This is a genomic window from Vibrio halioticoli NBRC 102217 (genome assembly GCF_000496695.1).
GTDB classification, from domain to species: Bacteria; Pseudomonadota; Gammaproteobacteria; order Enterobacterales; family Vibrionaceae; genus Vibrio; species Vibrio halioticoli.
The window spans coordinates 78,807-101,352 of record NZ_BAUJ01000018.1 but is presented as its reverse complement, the minus strand read 5'-3'; the positions used below and the strand labels follow the sequence as shown (position 1 = coordinate 101,352).

Sequence of the window (22,546 nt, the reverse complement as noted above, 5' to 3'; positions counted from 1 at the left end):
TATGGAATTGACGGGTTACTCCGCGTCTCTCGCACAAGCAAGTTGGACTACGGTCCAACTTGCTTTTGTTAGTTTATGCGTGGGCTTAATTTTAGCCGTATTGTTTGCTTGTGGTGAGATGTCTCGCCATAAGTGGTTGGCATGGCCAACGACTCTATTTATCACCATTGTTCGAGGACTACCTGAGCTTCTGGTGGTGCTGTTTATCTTCTTTGGTTCTACTGAAGTTATCTTCATTATAACGGGAGAATTTGTCGACATTAGCCCCTTCATTTCTGGGGTAATTGCACTGGGTTTAATTTTTGCATCTTATGCATCGCAAACCATTCGTGGCGCATTAAAAGCAGTGCCTAGCGGACATATAGAAGCGGCAAACGCTCTAGGTTTGAGCCGTTCTCGCACCTTTATTAAAATCGTATTGCCACAAGCGGTACGTCACGCTATGCCGGGTTTGATGAACCAATGGCTAGTGCTATTAAAAGACACCGCATTAGTCTCTTTGATCGGCGTAACCGATTTGATGAAGCAAGCTCAGCTTGCCTCTGCAACGACTCACCAAGCCTTTACTTGGTATGCAACTGCGGCAGCCATTTATTTAGTTATTACGATTATTACTCAGAAAATAGTTAAGATCATAGATGCGCGCTTCTCTCTTCAAGACGCTTCTTCGAGTGCAGGAACAAAAGCATGAATTCACAACATTTCTACCAAATGCTTGACGGGTTGATGACCAGTGTACACCTCACTGTGGTTTCACTGATTGTTGGCTGTATTCTTGCGCTATTGATGACGCTAACCCTAATTCTGCGTACTCCAGGTGTTCATTGGTTGAGCCGTGGCGTCATTACCCTGTTTACCGGTACGCCATTGTTGGTACAAATCTTTCTGATCTATTACGGCCCAGGACAATTTGAAGCGATACATAACAGCTTTATTTGGCAATGGTTAAGTCAGCCGTGGTTTTGCGCTATGTTGGCATTGGCACTTAACACAGCCGCATACAGCACTCAATTGTTCAAAGGCGCATACAATGCGATTCCATCAGGGCAATGGCAAGCCTGCCGTGCACTGGGCATGAACAACGCACAAAGCCTTAGAGTATTGCTACCCTACGCGATTCGTCGCGCTATCCCAGCCTACTCCAACGAAGTGATTTTAGTATTTAAAGGCACATCCCTAGCCAGTACTATCACCATTATGGATGTTATGGGCTACGCACAACGCATCAACGCACAAACCTACGACACCCTCACCGTGTTCGGTGTCGCCGGTGTGTTCTACCTCAGCGTAAACGGAATACTCACTCTGATCTTCCGCCACATAGAACGCAAAGCCCTTGCCTTCGAAAACGCTCGCTAGCTAAATGCGGGGTCAGGTCTTGAAATTTGCACGCGTTGCGTGCAAATTTCAAGACCTGACCCCGCTCATATTTGCTCACAAAATAATCTAACAAACTGATTATTATTTGAATAATCACTAAATTAATTCCTTCCTTAGAATAATCTATTAAAATACACGTATACAAAAAGCGTGAGAATACCAATGAGCACAAGCCATAAACCATGGATAAACACTTATCCTAGCGACGTCCCAGAATTTATAGAGCCAAACAAATATAAAAATATTAATGAAATGTTTGATGACTCGTTTAACCGATTCGCAGATAAAACCGCGTTCATTAACATGGGTCACTCGCTCACCTATCAAGAATTGAATGATAAAAGTGACGCCTTCGCCGCGTATTTACAAACTGAGTTAAAAGCGAAAAAAGGCGACAGAATTGCGCTAATGATGCCAAACCTTCTTCAGTATCCAATCACTATCCTTGGCGCACTGAAAGCGGGATTGGTGGTGGTGAATGTAAACCCACTTTACACTCCAAGAGAGCTTGAACATCAACTTCGAGATTCTGGCGCTAGCATCATTGTCGCGGTGACAAACTTCGGTGATAGCTTACAAAAAGTGATTGACCAAACTAGCCTTAAACACGTCATTTTAACCAGTATTGGCGACCAGTTAGCGCCACATAAGCGCACCTTAGTCAATTTTGTGGTGAAGTACGTCAAGAAAATGGTGCCAAAATATCACCTGCCTAGCGCAATCTCATTACGCCGCGTGTTAACCGAAGGCAAGCGCATGGAGTTTAACGCGCCTAATATCGAACATGACGATCTTGCCTACCTGCAATACACAGGTGGTACCACTGGGGTTGCGAAAGGGGCGATGCTTACCCACAAAAATATCATTGCCAATGTACTGCAAGTGTTCGCCCACTTTGGCCCAAGAACTGCCAAAGAGAATGAGCTTGCGGTTACTCCCCTTCCTCTTTATCACATTTTTGCTAACTCTGTGAGTATGATGCTAATGATGTATATGGGCGGTACAAACCTGCTTATCACTAACCCTCGTGATTTAAAGAGCTTTGTTACCGACCTTGGCAAATACCCGTTTACCATGATTTTTGGTCTCAATACCTTATTTGCAGCTCTGCTCAACAACAGTAAATTTAAAGCACTGGATTTCTCTAGTGCCCAATTTACCATCGCTGGCGGAATGGCGACTCAAAAGCACACTGCTGATGAATGGCAAAAAGTAACAGGCATGCCCGTTATTGAAGGCTACGGCATGACAGAGTGCTCTCCAGTGGTTGCAGGCGGCGTTCACACCCAACAAGAGTATGTCTCTGCGGTAGGCGTGCCACTGCCAAGCACAGAGCTAAGAATTGTCGACGACAACGGACAACCTCTAGCCACCAATGAAGTCGGTGAAATTCAAGTACGCGGCGCACAAGTTATGAAAGGCTACTGGAAACAAGACGCTGAAACCAAAGCGGTTCTTACTGCCGATGGATGGTTAAGCTCTGGTGATATTGGCCGAATGGACCAAGATGGCGTTTTCTATATCGAAGATAGAAAAAAAGACATGATCTTAGTGTCAGGATTCAACGTCTTCCCAACCGAAATAGAAGAAGTCGCCACCCTACATCCCAAAATCGTAGAAGCCGCTGCAGTAGCCGTTGCCGATGACGTAGCAGGAGAACGCGTAAAACTAATCGTAGTCACAAGTGACCCTGTCACTGTCGACGATATCAAAAAGCACTGCCGCCAACACCTCACCGGCTACAAAATCCCTAAAGTCATCGAATTTAGAGACGAACTACCCAAAACCAACATAGGCAAAATCCTACGCCGCGAACTGCGTGACTAATTGCGGGGTCAGGTCTTGAAATTTGCACGGATGCATCTTTATCAAGCCACCGGATAATGAAAAACAGCAACTTTAGTTTATCGCTAATGGTTGCTGTTTTTTTATTGAAGAAGAAGTTATCCGAGCTATTTAACTGGGGATTTGTCTGATTTATGCAAATATCAAGACCTGACCCCCCCATTATATTGGACTCACATTTAACACACAGTCATAATAGTTAAATGCGTTAAGAAATAGTTTGGAACAAGATGAAACCGTATTTTGTTGTTCAACAGAAGATGCCCCTTTTACTACGTGATTTCGTTAGGCCATCAACCCTAGCTGCTCTGCTATTGGGGCTGGTTGTCACTATGCCTAGTATGGCTGAAGATATCACGGCTAACTCAACACAAAATGGCGGACGCCATGAAAATGGCGGTTATTTTGAAGTAGGCGCATCTGGTCTTGTGACCAATCAAGTGGATATTCGCGCTACTGAACACAAAGACTTTCAACCGATGTTGCTGCTCAGTGGTGTGTATCAATATAAAGGCCTATTTGCTGAACTGGTACACCTCTCTCAAGACGGTGCTAACCTTGGTTATAACTTCTGGAATTCTGAAGATTGGTCTGTTGATTTTTTAGCGGCTAATGTTGAAACCACTTGGCTACGAGACAAAGACGTCAATCTTAGCGCGCTCAATGAGGCTCAACGTAATAATTACCTAATGGCCGATGAAGGCATTTATGTTGGTGCGGGTCTTCGTGCTACCCGTTATTGGGATGACAATTATGTGTTCCAATTTCGCATTGTCAGTGATTACACTGACAATTTGGGCCTACAAAGCTCGATTAAACTCGGTAAGTCTTGGCAAGTTAAAAACTGGAACCTATACACTCTCGGTAGTGTTTCCTATCTCTCTAGTAAACTCACCAACAATATTTATGGCGTAAGCCGTGAAGAAGCAACCACGCAATTTGAACAATATGAAGCTGGAGCAGCTTTTAACTACGGCCTTGAATTTGGCGCAGCCTACCCTATTACTCAAAATGTGGTGTTCCGTTCGACCTATCGCGTAACCGCGTTGTCCGACGAAATAACGGATAGTCCCTTTATCAAAGCTGATTACAACTCGTTATTCAACGTGTCAATTAGTTATGTGTTTTAGGGGGCGATGTGAATAGACTACTCTACTGCTGTTTATTGTCGCTAGCTGGCACAACTCCGGTAATGGCGAAAGAAAAAGACGTCTCTTTTACTGCGACACCGGAACAATGTGTTGCACTACATAAGGGACAGACCTGTTATCAAGATATTGTTTTTCAATGGAAAACTCCGGCTGACGGCAAATTTTGTTTATTGCAATCTGAGACTGGTAAGCAAGTGATCTGTTGGCAAGGTCGTTTGATGCAACAATATCAATACAGTTTCAATAAAGATAAAACCACAAAGTTTCGCTTAATTGATCAAACTACAGCGCAGCCGCTCGCTGAAGTAAAAGTGGTGGTCACTTGGGTATATAAAGCCCCTAAGCAATCACAATCTGGATGGAGACTATTTTGACCGATAAAAAACACATATTAGTGGTTGAAGACGACGCCTCTCTTTCAGAATGGATTGGCGATTATCTTCTTGATCATGACTACAACATCACCATTGCCAGTCAAGGTGACTATGCACTAGAAATGATTGAAGAAGAAACACCGGATTTGGTATTGCTGGACGTCATGTTACCAGTAAAAAACGGCTTTGATGTCTGTAAAGAAGCCAGAAAATTTTATTCCGGCCCTATCCTATTTATGACCGCTTGTGTGGAAGACGGTGATGAAATCAAAGGCTTAGAAGTTGGCGCTGACGATTATTTGACTAAGCCCATCCACCCTAAAGTAATGCTTGCTCATATTAAAGCCTTGCTGCGCCGCGCCAGTGATGAAGTGCCAAAAGAGCTTTTACAATTTGATTCTCTGACTTTAAATGCCACAGCAAAGTCGGTCACAATTGATGACCATCAACTGGATCTAAACTCTAACGAATTTGACGCTTTTTGGGCACTGGCCTCCAAAGAAGGCAGTGTTGTACCCAGAACTGAGCTTATTACCCAATTGCGCGGCATAGAATATGATGGCTTTGATCGCTCAATCGATATTCGCATTTCTCGTTTGCGTAAAAAACTGCAAGAAGCTCCCGCACAGCCTTATAAAATCAAAACGATTCGAGGTAAGGGTTACTTATTTTGTCGTGAAGACGAATAACCAAGTAGAAGTATTAGTATGAGAAAACTCATTGTCTCACTGGTAATAGCTGTTCTTGCATCGATAGTGATCTTAGGGTGGTCGATCAGTCAGTATGCACAGCAACATGATAGTAAAGTGGCCTCAGTGACTACCTCTGAACGCATACAGGCGCTTAGACTGGCCGGGAGTAGCTTCGCTCAAATACTTGATGATCAGCTGGGATATCCCCCAACAAATCTTATTGATACTTGGAATGAACATAATCAAGAACAGCTTTCACTTATCTCGGAAGCTCAGTTCCCATTACCTGCATCATTAAAAGCACAATTTGAGAATGACGGACAATTGCTGTTGCAATCCGATGAAGGGGTGTCTTTGCATTATCGACTGCCTAAAACCCATCAAGTACTCAATATCCAAACTCAATTAATACCACCTGAAGATCAGGGGCTAGATCTTAATAAGATGTATACCGCCCTCTTTTATACCGGAATAGTCGTTATATTACTGCTTTGGGTATCACCATTAATTAAGCAACTATTAAATTTGAGTAAAGCGACCAAATCTTTTGGTATGGGTAATTTACAACACCGCATAAAGATACAAAAATCCTCTTATATTTCCGAGATTGAGCAAGAATTTAATGGCATGGCAGACCGCATACAACAATTGGTCGACGACAATAAACTGTTAAGTCGCGCGGTGTCCCATGATTTAAAAACCCCGATTGCCCGCCTAAGGTTTGGTATTGAAGCATTAGAAGAAACCGACAATGAAAAGCTCAAACTTAAGTATTTTTCGCGCTTAAATCATGACCTTAATTCTATGGAAGAGCTTGTATCGACTCTCTTAAGCTACGCTAGACTTGATCAAGCCAATATTAAGCCAGAATTAGAGCCTATTGAACTCAATAGTTGGCTGCAAACAAAGCTAGCAAGTTACTCAATGGATAAACATAATCTCATCTTCAACCCTGATGCTGACCCTATTTGGGTGCAGAGCGATCCTATGTATCTCTCTATGCAAGTGGGCAATTTATTGAGCAATGCGGAACGTTTTGGGCAAAGTACCATCAAAGTTCAGATAACAACGACAGAGCATACCGTCATACTCAGTGTCGATGACGACGGCAAAGGCATTGATGAGCAAGAAGCAGCACAAGTGATAAAACCTTTTGTACGCGGCCAACAAAGCCGAGGCAACGCTGGCCACGGTATGGGACTGGCAATAGTCAACCGCATCGGTCACTGGATGGGCTCCCCTCTTACCATTCACCGCTCAAAAGAACTTGGCGGTGCCAGCATGCGCTTAACCTTCCTAATTAATAACAACAGTTGATGGGGCAAGGTGATGGGGTCAGGTCTTGAAATTTGCAGGTACGAGTCACTGAAACGAAACAGCGTCTATTTTTCCTTGCCTCAATAGTTAATTAACAGCCCTTAACTCTCTCCCTGTGACAGGCAAGCTAGAAACTTAATAAACCATTGAGTAATTGAAAGATAAATAGAAATTAAAGTATTAGGTTGATGTAGAAGACGTCTATTTTACGGCTCTATGACTGAACTAATAAATACTGGGTAACACCTCTTTGGCATTCTAAATACGTCTAACCTTTCTCAATATCTGATCCACTAATCCATCAATCCATCAATCCATCAATCCATCAACAGTGACTCTCGCTATACAAAAGCCTACCCTCTTCAATCATGCAAATTTCAAGATCTGACCCCAAGAGATGGCCCAAAACAAAAAACGCCATATTAAGAAATATGGCGTTTTAGATATTATAAGTTATCAGTCAGGATGAAACTATTCGTTTACTTTTAGATGCTTCAACAAAAACTCAGTATCGTAAACGCGACCTGTTGGATTTGCAGGTTTTGTTTTTAGGCCGGTAACCTCGACAATACTTGTTCCTTCTTGCAACGTACTTGACGTGTTGAACATAAAGTCTTTGTTAATTTTAGTTCCTACTCCTACACCGCCTACAGCATCACGAGTCGTCTGCTCAGTGGTATAGATAAAGTATGGGAAACCAGCATCATGACATAATTTAGCTGATTTATGCATGACGTATTTTCGCATCAAGGCTCTATCAGTGTGATCATTACCTACAAAACTAATCTGCCAGCTATCTGGTGCTATTTGCGTAGTTTCAAAACCTTGACCAAAGGTCCAAAAGCTTTTTTGAGTGTTGTACGGCGTAGCACACGCCGACAACATACAAGCAAATATGGCAATGACTGATATACGTTTAAATAGTTTCATCATTCATCCTCTACTTAGAATGTGTAATTCACACCTAGTGTTGTTGCCCATTGATTTTGAGTATCAATCAGTGGCGAGTCAGCAAAATCAGATGAGATGTATGAGTAGCCAGTTGATTGAGTAATATCAACGTGCTCAGTAACAGGGACTACCATTGCGTAACCTACTTTATAAGCAAATGCTCCGTCGCCTTTATATTCATGACGCTCAGCAGTCGCATCAGCAGCAGAAACACCGCCATAGTAATTAACAAATTTTTCGCTGTAGTAGTGAACACCAGCATAAGGAACAAAATCAACGCTACCGAATGCCAATGGGTGGTAGTAAGTTAAGTCCGCTTGGAAGCTTTCGTATGCACCAGTAACATCTTGTTGGAATTTACCCGCAAGAGTCCCTTGACCAAGATGAACGTCAGCGTTCAAACCTAAATCAGCACTCATGTCACGGTCTTTCATGCCTTTAAGAATAGTGGCATCATCCGCATCCAAACCAGGGTTAGTTGTAACAAATACACTCATGTTAAATGTGTCTTCGTTAGTACCAAGGAAACGATAGTTAATACCGGTTAAATCCGCATTGAAGTCGACACCATGGTAACCACCATTGATGTAAGCACTGGTTTGATCTTTTTGACCTTTATACATTTTGCTACCGGTAATGACACCACCACCGATTACTGCATGGCCTTCGTGTGTGTAGATGTTACCGTTACGAATGTATGTGTTGCCAGTATCAGCTAATGCTGCATGTGATAATAAAATTGCAGAGATTGCTAAGCTAATTGTTTTCATAATTGATGCCTTTTTCGCTCGATTCAATTTACGTTGGAAACACTATATTTCATCGCGAGAAAAAAGTTTGTAACCGAATGTATCTTGGGGTCAGGTCTTGAAATTTGCAGGACCTTGGGGGAATTTAACTGCAGGCAGTTTATCGAGATAGCGATTAGTATAATCAAGGGGTATTAAGCCTCACTATAAGAAGCCACCCCACAACAAGCATAACCGATTGATTTTAGATAAGATTAATAGATGAAGTGAAAAAATGAATCTGCTTTTAAAGACATTTAAAATTATCAAACCCATTCAGAGTTAGTCGATAAGCAGAAAAGCGCCATTAAAGATTGTTAGTGTAACTTACACTTTTCTGCTTACTTTTACTGTGTCACTCACATGCTCAGGTATAAAGTTTCGTTATACCAATCATGCAAATATCAAGACCTGACCCCATGGTGCTGAGTCAATTGGAGATACAAACTGTCTTTTAACTCCATGCGTTTTAATTTGAGATCATGCATTTCATTGTCGTCTATTGGGCTACCTGAAACTTCAAGTTCGCGGATTTGATAATCGAGTTGATGATATTCCTCAAGCTTAGCTTTAAACACGGGATCATCATGATTTAACTGAACGATATCGAGTTTTAACTCAGGAAAATCAATAATAAAGGCGTGGTTTTCATTCAGCATTTTAAATCTCTCCTTTGATGTTATTCAACAAAGTATAGAAGCATTTATCCGACTATGATCTTGTTTGCAGCGACAGAGGATCGATTGGCTTTATTGGTATCTACTTCGAGCATAACTACACTTGTAAAAACTAGCTGTGCAAATTTCAAGACCTGACCCCGCACTTCTTATATACTGCGCTTCTTTCAAAGGAATTATCGTTATGGAAATGCTTATTGTTTCATCGGAACAACAGAAACGTATGATTATGCTTTTTATTCGTAAGAAAGCATCAATGTCAGACAAAGCACTATTAAAAAATCTGGATGCCCATCAAGTTAACTCTTCAGTTTATCCCGCTTTTAAGCAGGCTTCTGATTTGCGTGTGGAGCGTATTGCTCTGCCTTTATATGATGAGAGAACCGCTAAACAAGAAGGTGGGGATTTCTTATATCGTTATCTTTCAAAAGGCTATATCTGCTTGGGTAACTATACCGGCGAGCCTAAACCTGACCTAACCCCATGGGGCGTGCGCTCGGTGCGTATGTTACCTAAAGTGGGCTTTGGTTTATAAGCCTTGTAAACCATCTCTCTATTTTCAACTTTACTTTAGCGTGCTTAAAGCACACATTGAAAGACAGAATACCGTTACACCACAGTTTAAGGATCAAGACACAATGAGTGAGCTAACCCCTCAACAAGAACACGCCATTGCCACATTTAAAGCCTGTATGCACTTCCCTGACAATGGATTTCATGACTTAATCATTGAACTGTGCAAAACCTATCAACTTTCATTTCAAAAAGTTCGTAAAGCGTTAGTAAGCTCGCAAGTAAAGCTGGAAAAGAAAATCCGCCATCACTTTGACAACGTTACCCCAGAAGAACTCACCAAGCAGGCATGGCTTGAGAGTGTTCATACGCAACTGAAAGAATTGGCCAAAGAAAATATCCCAGTGATGTCAGGCCTGCAAGGCAACGCTCACTACCAAAAAGCGCTGGCCTCTATCCAAGCGTCAATCCAAAGTGAAAATGAACGTGAAGCCACACTAGAAGATCTGTTTTTAGCTTATGAAAAACAAGTGTTTAAACCATTAGCTACTATGCTGCACACCACCCCGCTGTATTGGAAATTAATGCGCGCTGAAGAAATACAGATTATGACGCCAGAGTATCAAAAGCACTTTATTGATTATCCTGATTATATGGAAGCGACTAATCACCTATTTGAACTGGAACAACAAGTAAGAGATCAAGTATTTAACTAATATACAAATTAATTAACACTGAATACTTAACAAAGCTTCCAACAGTAGCGTATTGATAATTAAGATAAAGGTTACGAATAATGCATTGTGATATATATGCGTCTTGATAAATTTGTCTGTAAAAGCACCGAGTTAAATAAAACAGAGGCATTGTTTCATATTCATAATGGGCATATTTCTGTCAATGGAACTATCGAGACAAAAGAACAAACCCAAGTACATGAAAACAATATCATAAAGTTAAATACTCATGTTCTTACACCTCGGCCGTTTCGCTATATTATGATGAACAAACTCAGTGGCACTATTTGTTCTAATATCGATGAAGTGTATCCATCATTATTTAATTCAATGCAAATTGAAAAGGTCTCTGAACTTCATATCGCAGGACGTTTAGATGCTGATACCACAGGAATGGTATTAATCACAGATAACGGCCGTTGGTCATTTGCTATCACCAATCCGCAGCAAAAGTGCCCTAAGGTATATCGTGTCACGCTTGCTAAGGATATCGCCGAGGACGCCAAATCACGATTCAAACAAGGGCTATTACTACAGGGAGAGTCAGTTCTTACCCGGCCATCGACATTAGAAATATTATCAGCAAAAGACGTACGCCTAAGTATTATTGAAGGGAAGTTCCATCAAGTGAAACGCATGTTCTCTGCAATAGGCAATCGAGTGGTTGCTCTACACCGAGAGCAAATAGGCACACTGACTCTAGATGTTGAACCAGGGCAATGGCGTTACCTTTCGCAGGAAGAAGTTTGCTCATTTCAAAAATAATCACTGTTATTCACCAATTTAAATAAATTCCAAATTAGCTCAATAATAATTCAAATAATAGAAATCAAGTTACATATCGACTTATAAATAGAATTAATTTCTCGTAAATATAAAAATGGTTTTTAATATTTCATTTTTAATGATTGAATTCATCCCAACCCAGCCCGTACTGGTTATTAAATGACGAAAAATGAAAGTTTTGTTCTTATATATGGACGATTTTGATTTTTTTATATTGATTTATATCAAAAGCATAAGTGAGTCATATACTATAAAATTTAGTAACACGCGTGTGAGGGAACTAACTCGCATAGATATGATTCAATTTTACGATCACCTTTATTAACTAAGTATTATCGTTTATTGGCTTATAGCTATTTGAGTTATCGCTAGTTAGGTTTAATGAGTTTGTTCGCTTTATAGTTAGTAAGGATTGCTGATTCTATAACTACTCAGAATATTCAACTGCCCGTATATAAATCTGCAGAAACTGCCGATTGCATTAAGAGTGGTTTATTAACCTTTGTATAGTGCTATTGGTTGTTTCCCAACCCCTCTCAATACGTACACACTTTCATTTTTATTGAGATATCAAATTGAACAGATCAAATCTAGTGGTAAAAAACGGAGTTTTACTTGCCCTACTTTCGCTAACTGCGACAACAACTTTGGCAAATGAAACGACTATAGCTAATACTCAAAATGCAGACGCTGATTCAAGCCAAACTTTCCAACCAGCGTTTACTGGTTATGTCGCGGGTACCTACTCCGATGATTGGGCAAGCGACTATAGAGACGATCGTAGCTTCTCTATTGACCTAAAATTAGGTTATCAGTTCACACCAAATTTCAGCGCGGGCGTTATTACTGGTGCCTACTACCTAGATACCGCTTACTGCTCTACACACACCAAAGATTACTGGTGTATGTCATCAACTTCTTTGTATGCAAAATACAATAACCTTTACAGCTTCTTTGATGATTTCACCACTATTGGTGTGCAAGGCCGTGTCATTTTACCAACCACACAATACTCCCAAGACACTAATCTGTACTTTGGTTTAAAAGGCTATGTGCCAATTTCATTTGATGTAGACCGCTATGTCGATGGTTTAAGCCTGTCTCTAACACCATCGGTCACGAAGTATTTTAATAAGTACAAAACTGCCGGCGGCCAAAACTTAACTGAATACACTTTGGCGTTAACCCTTGATACAACATATCAAATCTCTGACAAGTTTTACTTTACGGTGAGCTTAGATGACTACAACTACATTACCTATCAAGGTTCCACTACCTACCCAACCATCAGTCATACTGAAGAGTTAGGCTATCAAGCTACCGACAACATCTACGTCGGTGTGGGTTATACCAACAGTGCGCAGTATTATGATCCTGAACACGGTCCAAGCCCAATATCAGATCTGTTCGATGATAAAGACCCCCATTTTTACCTAACAACCTACTATTCGTTCTAGGCAGTCAATACAAAGTAAGGAAATTAAATTGCTAGGTTATTTTATTAAGAGACTTTTACTGATTATTCCTACCTTTTTAGGAATAACAGTACTGATCTTTTGTTTGACTCGTTTCGTTCCAGGTGGACCTGTTGAACGAATGATCTCACAAATGCAAATGAGCGGTGGGGCTAAAACAGCCTCTCAAACCCTTTCAGAAAGTGAAATCAACGAGTTAAAAGCACTGTATGGAATGGATAAACCCGTCTATATCGCGTATTCAGACTGGTTGAAAGACTTGGTTCATCTCAACCTAGGCGTATCAACTCGTTACTATGATCCGGTGTGGAGCATGATTAAAGAGCGTATGCCGGTGTCTTTATTCTACGGTGTAATAGCGTTAATTCTTAGCTACGGTATCGCAATTCCTCTGGGGATCTACAAAGCGATTCACCATGGTAGCAAAGGCGACAATATCAGCTCGGTTATCATTTTCATTGGTTATTCGATGCCAAACTATGTGCTCGGGGTGCTATTGCTCTCCTTACTCGCCTTTTATTTTGATGTACTTCCTCTCGGGGGGTTCACCAGTAATAACTTCGAAGAGCTCACCCTATTTGGCAAAGTACAAGACTTGTTTTCTCATGCCATTTTACCGGTCATTTGTTACACCATTGCCGATGTTGCCATCTTGACTATGACAATGAAAAACAACTTGCTTGAAAACTTGTCAGCCGATTACATCAAAACAGCAGTAAGCAAGGGCTTAACCTACAAAGACTCGGTTTACAAACACGCATTAAGAAACAGCTTAATTCCTATTGCGAGCCATTTTGGCTCAGTAATTAGCGTATTCCTTGCCGGCTCATTCTTAATTGAAGTGGTATTCAATATCGACGGTATTGGACTGCTTGGCTACGAAGCTATTATTCAACGAGATTACCCTGTTGTAATGGGTATTTTGTCTCTCTCTGCACTGCTGCTTATGTTCGGTAATATCATATCGGATCTGTGTGTAGCGGCCGTTGATCCTCGCGTTAAGTTTGGTAAATAATGTTTAACTTTGATGAATTAACTAAAAAGAAAATTGCACGCTTTTGCTCAATTAAGCGAGGCTACTTTTCTCTTATATTTTTAGTACTGTTAGTTGTACTGTCACTGTTTTCAGAGGCTCTGATCAACAGTAAAGCCTTGGTGGTTTCTTACCAAGGACACCTTTACTTCCCAACGTATTCTAAGATGCGTACCGGTGAAGATTTTGGCGAACAATATGGTTACGAAGCAAACTATCGCGACCTACAAGCTAAATTTGAAAAAGCCGACAAGGGCGACTGGGTCATCATGCCTATCGTACCTTGGAATCCGCTAGAGCAAGATTACTCGAACGGTTTCCCACCTAGTGCACCCAATGCACACGCGCAACACTATCTTGGCACTGATAACTCAGGACGAGATGTACTGGCGCGCTTGGTGTACGGTTTCCGTATCGCTATTTTCTATGCCTTCATAACACTGGCTATTTGTTACTTTATTGGCGTAATTGTCGGCAGTGCCATGGGGTATTTAGGCGGTAAATTTGACCTTATCATGCAGCGTATTATCGAAGTTTGGTCGATGTTACCTATGCTGTACGTGATCATGATTTTAGTGTCGATAATGAAGCCAAACTTTGCTTTATTTGTCTTTATCAACGTTCTGTTTGGTTGGATTCCCATCACTTGGTACATGCGTTCCATTTCTTACAAAGAGCGAGCGCGTGAATACGTACTGGCGGCCAGAGCACAAGGTGCTGGCACATGGCGCATCATCACCAAGCACATTCTACCGAACACGCTAGTAATGATTGTCACTTTGGCGCCGTTTACCATCGTTGCCAACATTTCAACGCTGACTGCTCTCGATTATTTAGGTTTAGGCTTAACTCCCCCTACCCCAAGTTGGGGTGATTTATTGCAACAAGGTAAATCCAACCTTGATGCATGGTGGATCATGAGTTCCGTAGTGTTCTCGATTGTGGGAATTCTCACCATGATTACTTTCATCGGTGAAGCTATTCGTGAAGCCTTCGATCCTAAGAAACAAACTAAGTACAGCTAATATCATGAATCTAAATACACTAAAACTATCAACGTTATTGGTTGCGCTATTAGGAACAACGCTATTAGCGCCTGTTTACGCCAATGCCGCGCCAGCTACATCAGCGCCAGCAACGACTCAACAGGCAAAACAAGCTCCGCAACTGCCTAAAGACTTAAAATGGATATCAAATCCTGATCTGCCTTTGTTTGCCAGTGAAAAAGCAAAACGTGGCGGCACGCTTAATTTGTATGTTCCGTCATACCCATTGACTATGCGTACTATCGGCCCAGACTCAAATACGGCATTTCGTTCATATCTAATGGATAATCACCCGGGCTTATTGGGCATTCATCCAAATACGCTACAACCTTATCCTGAGCTTGCTGAGCAGTGGGCATTTGGTAAAGACGGTAAAACGATGTATTTCCGTTTAGACCCAAAAGCGACTTGGTCTGATGGTGTGCCAATCACCGCAGATGACTATGCGTTTCTGTTTGAATACGTAAAAAACAAGAACGTACACGCGCCGTTTTATAGCAACTATTACACCGAAAAAATCGTTAATTTAACCGTCTACGACAAATACACCATTTCGTTACAGTCGTCTGATGCGTTACCAGAAGCGCTACTTATCGACCGCATTAACTTGCAACCTAAACCAAGACACTTTTTCAAAAATGGTATTGGTAAAAACTACATCCGCGAATACAACTGGAAAGCAGAGCCGACCACTGGCGCTTACTACGTATCGGCACTTAAAAAAGGCCGTACAATTGAGATGTCACACGTTAAAGATTGGTGGGGCTATCATAACCGCTACCTAAAAAATCGCTTTAACGTAGATAAGATTCGTTTCTCTGTCATTCGTGACCCTGATTTAGCGTACCGCTACTTTGAAAAAGGCGAGTTAGATGTGTTTAACATCAACTCTCAGAAATTATGGTTTGATAAAACCAACTCTGAACCTTTCCAAAAAGGCTACATTGTAAAATCTATGCTTAATAACGAAGTGTCTGTGGGCGCTTCAGGCTTGTGGCTTAACATGGTCGATCCTCTGCTTAAGGACAGCGAAGTTCGTGAAGGCGTCGCATACGCCATCAACTTCGAATCTGTGATTAAGCACGTACGTCATGGTGAAGCTACACGACAAAATGGCTTTGGTACGTTAGTAGGCGCTTATGCCACGCCAAAAGATGTCGGTGTTAAGCCCTTCTCCCCTGTCGAAGCGAAGAAACACTTCGCAAAAGCCGGTTACAACACTTTAGGTTCGGATGGACTGCTGTACAACAAACAAGGCAATTCACTACAAGTGACCTTGACTTACCTAAGTCCGCGCAATACCGCTGATGTTATCATCCTCAAAGAACAAGCAAAAAAAGCCGGCTTAGATCTTGAGCTTAAATTGGTTGATGGCTCTACAGGATTTAAATCGCTATTAGAGAAGAAATTCCAAATGGCTTACTTGTCTATGTCATCAGGCTTATATCCTGCATACCGACAATATTTCCACTCCAGCAATATTGTTCCGCAAACCAACAACTTTTTCAGTTTTGCTGATCCAAAAATGGACAAGTTGATTGCCAAGTTTGACCAAGCTTCTACGGTCGCAGAGCAAGTGAAACAATCGAACAAAATTCAACGCATGGTAATGGCATACAACTGCTTTATCCCTGGAACTGTGTCGCAATTCACTCGTGCGGCGCATTGGCGTTACGTTCGCCTACCAGACAAAGTAGGTACTGCACAATCTCGATTCTTATTCGACGAAAGTGGCCTTGATCTGGGATTAATGTGGATCGATACCGATCTAAAACATGAAGTTCTACAAGCAAAAAGTGAAGGTAAAACCTTCCCTAAAATGACGCATTTAAGCACTCAAGTCATCGGTCAATAAGGTCTAAGTATGTCAAATAAAGTATTACTGTCACTGCACAACGTGACTACTAAGTTCAATACCGATGAAGGCGATATTACTGCACTCAACGGCGTGACGTTTGATGTTATCAAAGGTCGCACCCTTGGTATCGTTGGTGAGTCAGGCTGCGGAAAAAGTATCACTGCAGCGTCAATCATGAACCTGCTACCACAACCGTACGGTCGAGTAACCGAAGGTGAGATTATCTTTGAAGGTCGTGATATTACTAAACTTAACGAAGCAGAGCGCTGCAAACTTCGTGGTCACGATATCTCGATGATCTTTCAAGATCCAATGACAGCTCTCAACCCTGTAGTTCGTGTCGGTAAGCAAGTGGAAGAAGTGTATGAACTGCATAGTACTAAATACACCACTGAGGCTACCCGTCGTCAGGCCGCTCTTGAAATGTTCAAAAAAGTGGGCATTTCTGAGCCAGAAAAACGTTTAGATGTTTACCCGCATGAGCTTTCAGGTGGTATGCGTCAACGTGTCATGATTGCGATGGCGCTGGCCTGTGAGCCAAAAGTATTAATCGCTGATGAACCTACTACGGCATTGGATGTGACCATTCAAGCGCAAATTCTTGAGCTGATGAAACGCATGCAAGACGAATTGGGAATGGCGATTTTGTTCATCACCCATGACTTGGGCGTAGTGGCTGAAATTTGTGATGACGTTGCGGTTATGTATGCCGGTAATGTTGTTGAACAAGGCGATGTTTATCAAATCTTTGGTAAACCTACCCACCCTTATACACAGGGATTGTTGGCATCAATGCCGACCGTCTCTTCTATACCAAAAACGCAGCTCATTACCATTGAGGGCAGCGTACCACAATTAAAAGATATGCCGTCTGGTTGTCGCTTCGTCAACCGTTGTACTAAAGCAATGGATCATTGTCATAGCACTAGACCCGAGCCGGCATTGGTTGAACCTGGCCATCTTGTTTCTTGTCTTGCTGTTAAAGAGGTTATGTAATGACTCAAGCAACTCCTTTACTCCAAATTAAAGATTTGAAACAGCACTTTTTGGTCTCCAACAAACTGTTTCAACCCAAAAAATACGTATATGCCGTGGATGGCGTCTCTTTTGACCTCTATCCCGGCCAAACCATTGGTCTTGTCGGCGAATCTGGGTGTGGTAAAAGCACCGTAGGGCGTACCTTGCTTAAATTGTACGAGCCAACTGCAGGCAGCATCTTCTTTGAAGGTCGTGACATCACGAACTTAAATGCCAAAGAGATGACTTCACTTCGCAAAGAAATGCAGATCATATTACAAGACCCTCTTGAGAGCCTAAACCAACGCCATACTGTCGGGGACATCATCAAAGAACCCTTCGAAATTCATGGCATAGGCACAGCAAAAGAGCGAGACCAATGGGTTTCAGAATTGTTAGTCAAAGTAGGATTGCGACCTAACGCCGCTTCACGTTTCCCACATGAATTCTCTGGTGGCCAACGTCAACGCATTGGTATCGCAAGAGCAATCGCGCTAAAACCTAAACTGATCGTGTGTGACGAATCAGTTTCGGCCTTAGACGTTTCTGTTCAGGCGCAAATCGTGAACCTACTTCTTGACCTACAAAAGGAAATGAACATCGCATTAATTTTTATTGCGCATGATCTTTCTGTAGTCCGACATGTTTCGGACGTAATTGCCGTAATGTACTTAGGAAAGTTTGTGGAAATAGGCAACGCTGAAGATGTTTTCAACACGCCTAAACACCCTTACACAGAAGCACTGATTTCTGCCATTCCTCAACCCGATCCTTGGGCGAAAAAAGACAGGATAATCCTTAATGGTGATATTCCTTCTCCAATGAATCCACCAAAAGGGTGTGCGTTTTCAACAAGGTGCCGTCTTGCTGAAAAAGGATGTTTTGAACGCTCCCCTACTCTAAGTTGCGACGAGCACAAAGTAGCATGTCATTTAGTATAATTATTACCAGGATATAATAATGAATAAGAGCTTATTAGGTTGCAGTATTCTTGCTGCAACCATAGGACTTGTAGGCTGTGGTCCCAAGGATGAAGCGTATGACAAGGTTGATCGCTCCCCTTACGAGCTGAAAGTTTCAGATCTCAACACTCTATCAGCGAAAACCTTTCTATACCGTCGTATGCTAGGCGAAACACCACGTTACCTCACTGCGGTACGTGGTAAAGTGCCTAATGACGTCAAGCTAGTAAAACTTCGTATGACTGAAAACGGAATTCAAGTTGTACAACTCGACACCGACGATGTAGGTGATGGACACAGTGGTCGTTTTGACACAGAAAACAACTATCGTCCAATTCTGACCATTGGCGGTGAATACGTAGACTACAAATGTTCTGAAGACAGCTACGATAAATGTACTAACAAAGAAGAAGTGGATTCAAGCGACTCATTGACTTGGGACCAAAAACATTACTTCGTACCTGACTTCTCTGACGTCAGCATTGCAGAGCAAGATTACAACGACTTGTTCTCTCTAAGCTGCGCCGTAAACCCTGTTAGCTCTGTATTGGCAAAAGTACCTGCCGAGCAGTGGAAAGGCTATCTTCTTGATCTTAAGAACGGCGTAATCAACTTTGAGTTGAAATCGGTTTACTCTGTACCTAGTGCGAACTGTATCCCTAAATTCGCCAGTGATTGGGACGTGGATAAGCTCAGCTTTGAAACTACTGAATACTTCTCAATGGTTGAGCGTGATAAGATCGTTTCTAAAGACTACAAAGCGATCCCATACCAAGAAGAAGACGGTAACACCTTTGGTTTCTTTACCACTTCACACACATATCGTGATAATGAATACCAATCAGGTCAAACTGGCTACAAGCGCACATATCTAAACCGCTTCGATCCAAATAAAGAAGAAGTAAATTACTACTTATCTAACAACTTCTGGGATGAAGATAACGCCGTATTCCTTGCCGCAGCTAAAGAAGCGGAAGCTATCATCAACACCCAAAACAGCATGTACCACACAGGGTTGCCTCACATCAACTTTGTCCAAGCTAAAAACAAACGCTACGGTGATTTACGTTACAGCTTCCTAAGACTATTTGACCAACCTTTAGACAATGGTCTACTGGGTGTAGCAAACAGCAGTGATGACCCACTAACGGGTGAAATCGTCAGTGGTGGCTTTAACCAATTTAGTGGTAACTTCCTAGGCAATGCTGCGTTCTCTTACGATATTTTCGTACGTGACTATAACCTTGGTCGTTTAAACCCAACTTCTGTAACAGAAGCAACCGGTGCAACCTACCCTGAGCCTGCGTTACAAAATACTAAGTTAGAAGGCGTAACTGATTACACCCACGCTATCAACTCAGAAGCAAGTATCACAGCAAATGCGGCTCAAGCTCCTGCTGATATTGCCAATGCAATTGACAATGCGGCTAAGCCACATAATCAAGATGATTTGATTAAAGAAGCTGACGCACGCCTGGCTGCTGCACTGCAAAACGGTTCAAATCTGCTGCCAATGATGGAAGACACAATGACTCGAGTTGCTCAACAGCCACTTAAGTTTAGTGAATTGCAAGATCTATCAGAGAAAGTAAATGCTGACACTAGTAATATCCAATCAAACCAACAAGCAGTAGCGCACGCTAACAATATACTTAAATTGTATAACGAGCGTATGGACTACAACTCTCAGCACAATATTTTAACTGCTGACGCAATGAATCTTGGCGGTAACTATGGCGTGCTACCAAAAGGCGTTAAAGGTTATGCGATTGATTGGAAACAACCTGAACTTTGGGTTGACGGCATTGTAGGTGGCAAACTTAAGCAACTTAAAAAATTGCCTAAAGATCTTCGCCACGACATCGTTGTTAAAACCGCGGCGGTTGGTTTTGTAGGTACTATTATCCATGAGTTTGGTCACAGTATTGGTCTTCGCCATAACTTCAAAGGCTCAACGGATTACAAACACTTCTACACCAAAACAGCTATTGCTAAGCAAAAAGCAGCGCTGGCTAAACTAGGTTATCCAAATGTAAGCCTTTCTACGTCAACCAGTACTCAAATGGAGTACATGAACGACATGTTTGGCATGGGCTTTGGTCCATACGATTTAGCGGCAATCCGTTTTGGCTACAGCCGTGAAATCCAAGACAACCGTGCAACTACTGTTGATGATTGGGATAAGGCAAGCTACTGGCACTCACTAAAAGATCTTGACCAAAAACGTCGTGATGAGTGGGCGCAAGACATCAACAATGGTAAAACTCGCACCGGTTCTGTGAACTTATTAAGTGAACAGCTAGCAGGTAAAGTTAATGGCAAATCTGACGACAATGGCTACAGCAACTTCTTTGGTTGGAAATACTGTACCGATGGTCATGTTGACTTAAACAGCGACTGTAACCGTTTCGATATTGGCTTTAACTATGACCAAATCGCGCAATACTACGTTGAACGTTACTTGAACTACTACACACTACGTAATACTCGTTCAGATCGCGCTAGTTACTTTAATACCAACTACAACAGCTACATCAGCTCGCGTAAAAGTGGCTTTTCGAAAATGCATGAGTTCATCGAAGATGTTGGTGGACTTGAAAAACGCATCAACCTTCGCGATAACTCACTAGATACTTGGTGTGCCAACGATAGCTCTGCTTGGTATTGTGACCGCGTAAATGCTAAAAACCGTATTGCGAAGTTCTTGTTACAAGTAGCAAGTCAACCCGATGCGGCAGTATTGATTAACTTCAAAGATAACAATGGCAACCTTATTTGGTCTGATCCTATTGTAAGTAACCTTAGTTACCTATTAAGCAAGTACGACGACCTTGACCTATCACGTTTAGATGACGCAGATAAACTGCAACCTGGACAAGTCATTAGTCAGTACTCTGATGCGCCGAAACTGCTTGACCTTATGGCTGTTCAGCTTGGTATCAAGAACACTTACTGGGATAAATACTACCAGTACACTCCTGTGATTAAGTTTGTTGGCCGTAGTCTAAACAGTTCAAGTGCTAAGGTGTCCGATCCTGAACATCCATATTCAAACGAAGTGGATAAACTGGGTATCTGGCCTGATCGCTTAATTGCAATCCAACAACTGGTGACTCGTCATACTGACCGTTATACCGATTCATTGACTCACCAAGCCATGGTTGACTTTGCGCCAATCAACAGATTGTTCAAAGGCATGTTATGTCGTATGGCAATGGCTGATGTTGATCACACCTATGCTAAAGCAATGTCTGACATCGATGGTTCTGACATCGCTAAAGTAGCGGGCCCTGAAGCAAACTGTAATGCATTGGCGATTGATCAAATCACTAATTCATACCCACAACTGCCAACTGACTTTGACCTGACTACTGGTGAAAGCTCAAGCAGCCATTGGAAATGGGAAGGTATCTCAAGTGTTGATGATTTCTACCCTGCTTATGATGATGTGGTATATCAAAACATCGAAGCACTAAGCCCAGATGTTACTAGTGCCGTTCTTGGTTTTGGTTTTGACCGTAATAACGGCGTAACTAAAGGTGAAACAAATCTGTTCCACGCTTTACTTAACCAAGTAGCACTATATTCAACAGATAGTGATACCAACAGTAAAGATGATGCGCGTCTATTGCGTGAATTTGTAGGCATTCACTTAGCCTCTGATTACGTACAAGGTAAAGATCATCTGATCAATGGTAAGCACTACACCATCACCAGTGAAAATATCTTGGCTCTTAGCTTGTTGCATGAGATGACTACATTGAACGCTAAATTAGCAGCGTTGAATTTATCATCTGCAACACCAGACCAAATCGCAGCATATAAAACACTGGCTATGCGTAAAGCACGTGATACTAAAGCGTTGGAACAACTTCCTGTTGTTGAATAAACCTCGCTGATCTATATAACAAAGTCGCCTTAGGGCGACTTTATTTTTTTAACCC

Annotated in this window: 20 protein-coding genes; 17 read left to right on the top strand and 3 right to left on the bottom strand. The window is 42.0% G+C overall.

What is annotated here, in order from left to right:
• Position 1: 1 nt before the first annotated feature.
• The 7 genes from artQ to VHA01S_RS07045 all read left to right on the top strand — a co-directional run bounded on the left by artQ (position 2) and on the right by VHA01S_RS07045 (position 6,759).
• Positions 2-691: an arginine ABC transporter permease ArtQ gene (artQ, locus tag VHA01S_RS07075; protein ID WP_023403669.1), complete on the top strand. Its 690-nt coding sequence runs from the start codon at positions 2-4 to the stop codon at positions 689-691.
• Positions 688-1,359: an arginine ABC transporter permease ArtM gene (gene artM / locus VHA01S_RS07070; RefSeq protein ID WP_023403668.1), complete on the top strand. Its 672-nt coding sequence runs from the start codon at positions 688-690 to the stop codon at positions 1,357-1,359. Before artQ ends, artM begins: the two co-directional genes overlap by 4 nt.
• A 183-nt stretch (positions 1,360-1,542) precedes the next feature.
• Entirely contained in the window at positions 1,543-3,207 is a 1,665-nt protein-coding gene (locus VHA01S_RS07065; protein WP_023403667.1) for a long-chain-fatty-acid--CoA ligase, read from the top strand.
• A gap of 248 nt (positions 3,208-3,455) precedes the next feature.
• Entirely contained in the window at positions 3,456-4,355 is a 900-nt protein-coding gene (locus VHA01S_RS07060; protein ID WP_205530074.1) for a MipA/OmpV family protein, read from the top strand.
• An 8-nt stretch (positions 4,356-4,363) separates the two neighbouring features.
• A complete protein-coding gene (locus VHA01S_RS07055; RefSeq protein WP_023403665.1) occupies positions 4,364-4,750 on the top strand; it encodes a DUF3019 domain-containing protein in 387 nt (128 codons plus the stop codon).
• Positions 4,747-5,439, top strand: a complete 693-nt coding sequence (locus tag VHA01S_RS07050; RefSeq protein WP_023403664.1) for a response regulator — start codon at positions 4,747-4,749, stop codon at positions 5,437-5,439. The genes VHA01S_RS07055 and VHA01S_RS07050 overlap by 4 nt, the downstream gene beginning before the upstream one ends.
• An 18-nt stretch (positions 5,440-5,457) precedes the next feature.
• Positions 5,458-6,759, top strand: a complete 1,302-nt coding sequence (locus VHA01S_RS07045) for an ATP-binding protein (protein WP_023403663.1) — start codon at positions 5,458-5,460, stop codon at positions 6,757-6,759.
• A gap of 471 nt (positions 6,760-7,230) precedes the next feature.
• Here the strand turns inward: VHA01S_RS07045 and VHA01S_RS07040 are convergent, their stop codons facing one another.
• The 3 genes from VHA01S_RS07040 to VHA01S_RS07030 form a co-directional block, all read right to left on the bottom strand.
• Positions 7,231-7,689 (bottom strand): CC0125/CC1285 family lipoprotein, encoded by a 459-nt coding sequence (locus VHA01S_RS07040; RefSeq protein ID WP_039970348.1) that lies wholly within the window; start codon positions 7,687-7,689, stop codon positions 7,231-7,233.
• A gap of 14 nt (positions 7,690-7,703) precedes the next feature.
• Positions 7,704-8,480 (bottom strand): outer membrane protein OmpV, encoded by a 777-nt coding sequence (ompV, locus tag VHA01S_RS07035; RefSeq protein WP_023403661.1) that lies wholly within the window; start codon positions 8,478-8,480, stop codon positions 7,704-7,706.
• A gap of 422 nt (positions 8,481-8,902) precedes the next feature.
• Entirely contained in the window at positions 8,903-9,157 is a 255-nt protein-coding gene (locus tag VHA01S_RS07030; RefSeq protein WP_023403660.1) for an HP1242/YdcH family protein, read from the bottom strand.
• A 202-nt stretch (positions 9,158-9,359) separates the two neighbouring features.
• On the opposite strand from VHA01S_RS07030, the gene VHA01S_RS07025 reads away from it, so the two are divergent.
• The 10 genes from VHA01S_RS07025 to VHA01S_RS17805 all read left to right on the top strand — a co-directional run bounded on the left by VHA01S_RS07025 (position 9,360) and on the right by VHA01S_RS17805 (position 22,491).
• Positions 9,360-9,710 (top strand): hypothetical protein, encoded by a 351-nt coding sequence (locus tag VHA01S_RS07025; RefSeq protein ID WP_023403659.1) that lies wholly within the window; start codon positions 9,360-9,362, stop codon positions 9,708-9,710.
• 103 nt (positions 9,711-9,813) lie between these two features.
• A complete protein-coding gene (locus VHA01S_RS07020) occupies positions 9,814-10,404 on the top strand; it encodes a hypothetical protein (protein ID WP_023403658.1) in 591 nt (196 codons plus the stop codon).
• Positions 10,405-10,500: 96 nt separating this feature from the next.
• Positions 10,501-11,190: a pseudouridine synthase gene (locus VHA01S_RS07015; RefSeq protein WP_023403657.1), complete on the top strand. Its 690-nt coding sequence runs from the start codon at positions 10,501-10,503 to the stop codon at positions 11,188-11,190.
• 596 nt (positions 11,191-11,786) lie between these two features.
• Complete coding sequence (locus VHA01S_RS07010; RefSeq protein ID WP_023403656.1) at positions 11,787-12,668, top strand: hypothetical protein; 882 nt, start codon at positions 11,787-11,789, stop codon at positions 12,666-12,668.
• A gap of 28 nt (positions 12,669-12,696) precedes the next feature.
• Positions 12,697-13,701 carry an ABC transporter permease subunit gene (locus tag VHA01S_RS07005; protein WP_023403655.1) on the top strand — a complete coding sequence of 335 codons (1,005 nt, stop codon included), beginning with the start codon at positions 12,697-12,699 and terminating at the stop codon, positions 13,699-13,701.
• Positions 13,701-14,744 (top strand): ABC transporter permease, encoded by a 1,044-nt coding sequence (locus VHA01S_RS07000; RefSeq protein ID WP_023403654.1) that lies wholly within the window; start codon positions 13,701-13,703, stop codon positions 14,742-14,744. The genes VHA01S_RS07005 and VHA01S_RS07000 overlap by 1 nt, the downstream gene beginning before the upstream one ends.
• Before the next feature lie 4 nt (positions 14,745-14,748).
• A complete protein-coding gene (locus tag VHA01S_RS06995; RefSeq protein ID WP_023403653.1) occupies positions 14,749-16,620 on the top strand; it encodes an extracellular solute-binding protein in 1,872 nt (623 codons plus the stop codon).
• A gap of 9 nt (positions 16,621-16,629) precedes the next feature.
• Positions 16,630-17,619 (top strand): ABC transporter ATP-binding protein, encoded by a 990-nt coding sequence (locus VHA01S_RS06990; protein WP_023403652.1) that lies wholly within the window; start codon positions 16,630-16,632, stop codon positions 17,617-17,619.
• Positions 17,619-18,581 carry an ABC transporter ATP-binding protein gene (locus tag VHA01S_RS06985; RefSeq protein ID WP_023403651.1) on the top strand — a complete coding sequence of 321 codons (963 nt, stop codon included), beginning with the start codon at positions 17,619-17,621 and terminating at the stop codon, positions 18,579-18,581. Before VHA01S_RS06990 ends, VHA01S_RS06985 begins: the two co-directional genes overlap by 1 nt.
• Before the next feature lie 19 nt (positions 18,582-18,600).
• Positions 18,601-22,491, top strand: coding sequence for a zinc-dependent metalloprotease (locus tag VHA01S_RS17805; protein WP_023403650.1), 3,891 nt, complete (start codon positions 18,601-18,603; stop codon positions 22,489-22,491).
• The last annotated feature ends 55 nt before the right edge of the window (positions 22,492-22,546 follow it).

What these genes read in the sequence shown, in the direction of transcription:
- VHA01S_RS07000 (WP_023403654.1), top strand. Translation starts at nt 13,701, where the DNA reads ATGTTTAACTTTGATGAATTAACTAAAAAGAAAATTGCACGCTTTTGC.
- VHA01S_RS07060 (WP_205530074.1), top strand. Translation starts at nt 3,456, where the DNA reads ATGAAACCGTATTTTGTTGTTCAACAGAAGATGCCCCTTTTACTACGT.
- VHA01S_RS07015 (WP_023403657.1), top strand. Translation starts at nt 10,501, where the DNA reads ATGCGTCTTGATAAATTTGTCTGTAAAAGCACCGAGTTAAATAAAACA.
- ompV (WP_023403661.1), bottom strand. Translation starts at nt 8,480, where the DNA reads ATGAAAACAATTAGCTTAGCAATCTCTGCAATTTTATTATCACATGCA.
- artM (WP_023403668.1), top strand. Translation starts at nt 688, where the DNA reads ATGAATTCACAACATTTCTACCAAATGCTTGACGGGTTGATGACCAGT.
- VHA01S_RS07065 (WP_023403667.1), top strand. Translation starts at nt 1,543, where the DNA reads ATGAGCACAAGCCATAAACCATGGATAAACACTTATCCTAGCGACGTC.
- VHA01S_RS07025 (WP_023403659.1), top strand. Translation starts at nt 9,360, where the DNA reads ATGGAAATGCTTATTGTTTCATCGGAACAACAGAAACGTATGATTATG.
- VHA01S_RS07040 (WP_039970348.1), bottom strand. Translation starts at nt 7,689, where the DNA reads ATGAAACTATTTAAACGTATATCAGTCATTGCCATATTTGCTTGTATG.
- VHA01S_RS07030 (WP_023403660.1), bottom strand. Translation starts at nt 9,157, where the DNA reads ATGCTGAATGAAAACCACGCCTTTATTATTGATTTTCCTGAGTTAAAA.
- VHA01S_RS06995 (WP_023403653.1), top strand. Translation starts at nt 14,749, where the DNA reads ATGAATCTAAATACACTAAAACTATCAACGTTATTGGTTGCGCTATTA.
- artQ (WP_023403669.1), top strand. Translation starts at nt 2, where the DNA reads ATGGAATTGACGGGTTACTCCGCGTCTCTCGCACAAGCAAGTTGGACT.
- VHA01S_RS17805 (WP_023403650.1), top strand. Translation starts at nt 18,601, where the DNA reads ATGAATAAGAGCTTATTAGGTTGCAGTATTCTTGCTGCAACCATAGGA.
- VHA01S_RS07020 (WP_023403658.1), top strand. Translation starts at nt 9,814, where the DNA reads ATGAGTGAGCTAACCCCTCAACAAGAACACGCCATTGCCACATTTAAA.
- VHA01S_RS06990 (WP_023403652.1), top strand. Translation starts at nt 16,630, where the DNA reads ATGTCAAATAAAGTATTACTGTCACTGCACAACGTGACTACTAAGTTC.
- VHA01S_RS06985 (WP_023403651.1), top strand. Translation starts at nt 17,619, where the DNA reads ATGACTCAAGCAACTCCTTTACTCCAAATTAAAGATTTGAAACAGCAC.
- VHA01S_RS07045 (WP_023403663.1), top strand. Translation starts at nt 5,458, where the DNA reads ATGAGAAAACTCATTGTCTCACTGGTAATAGCTGTTCTTGCATCGATA.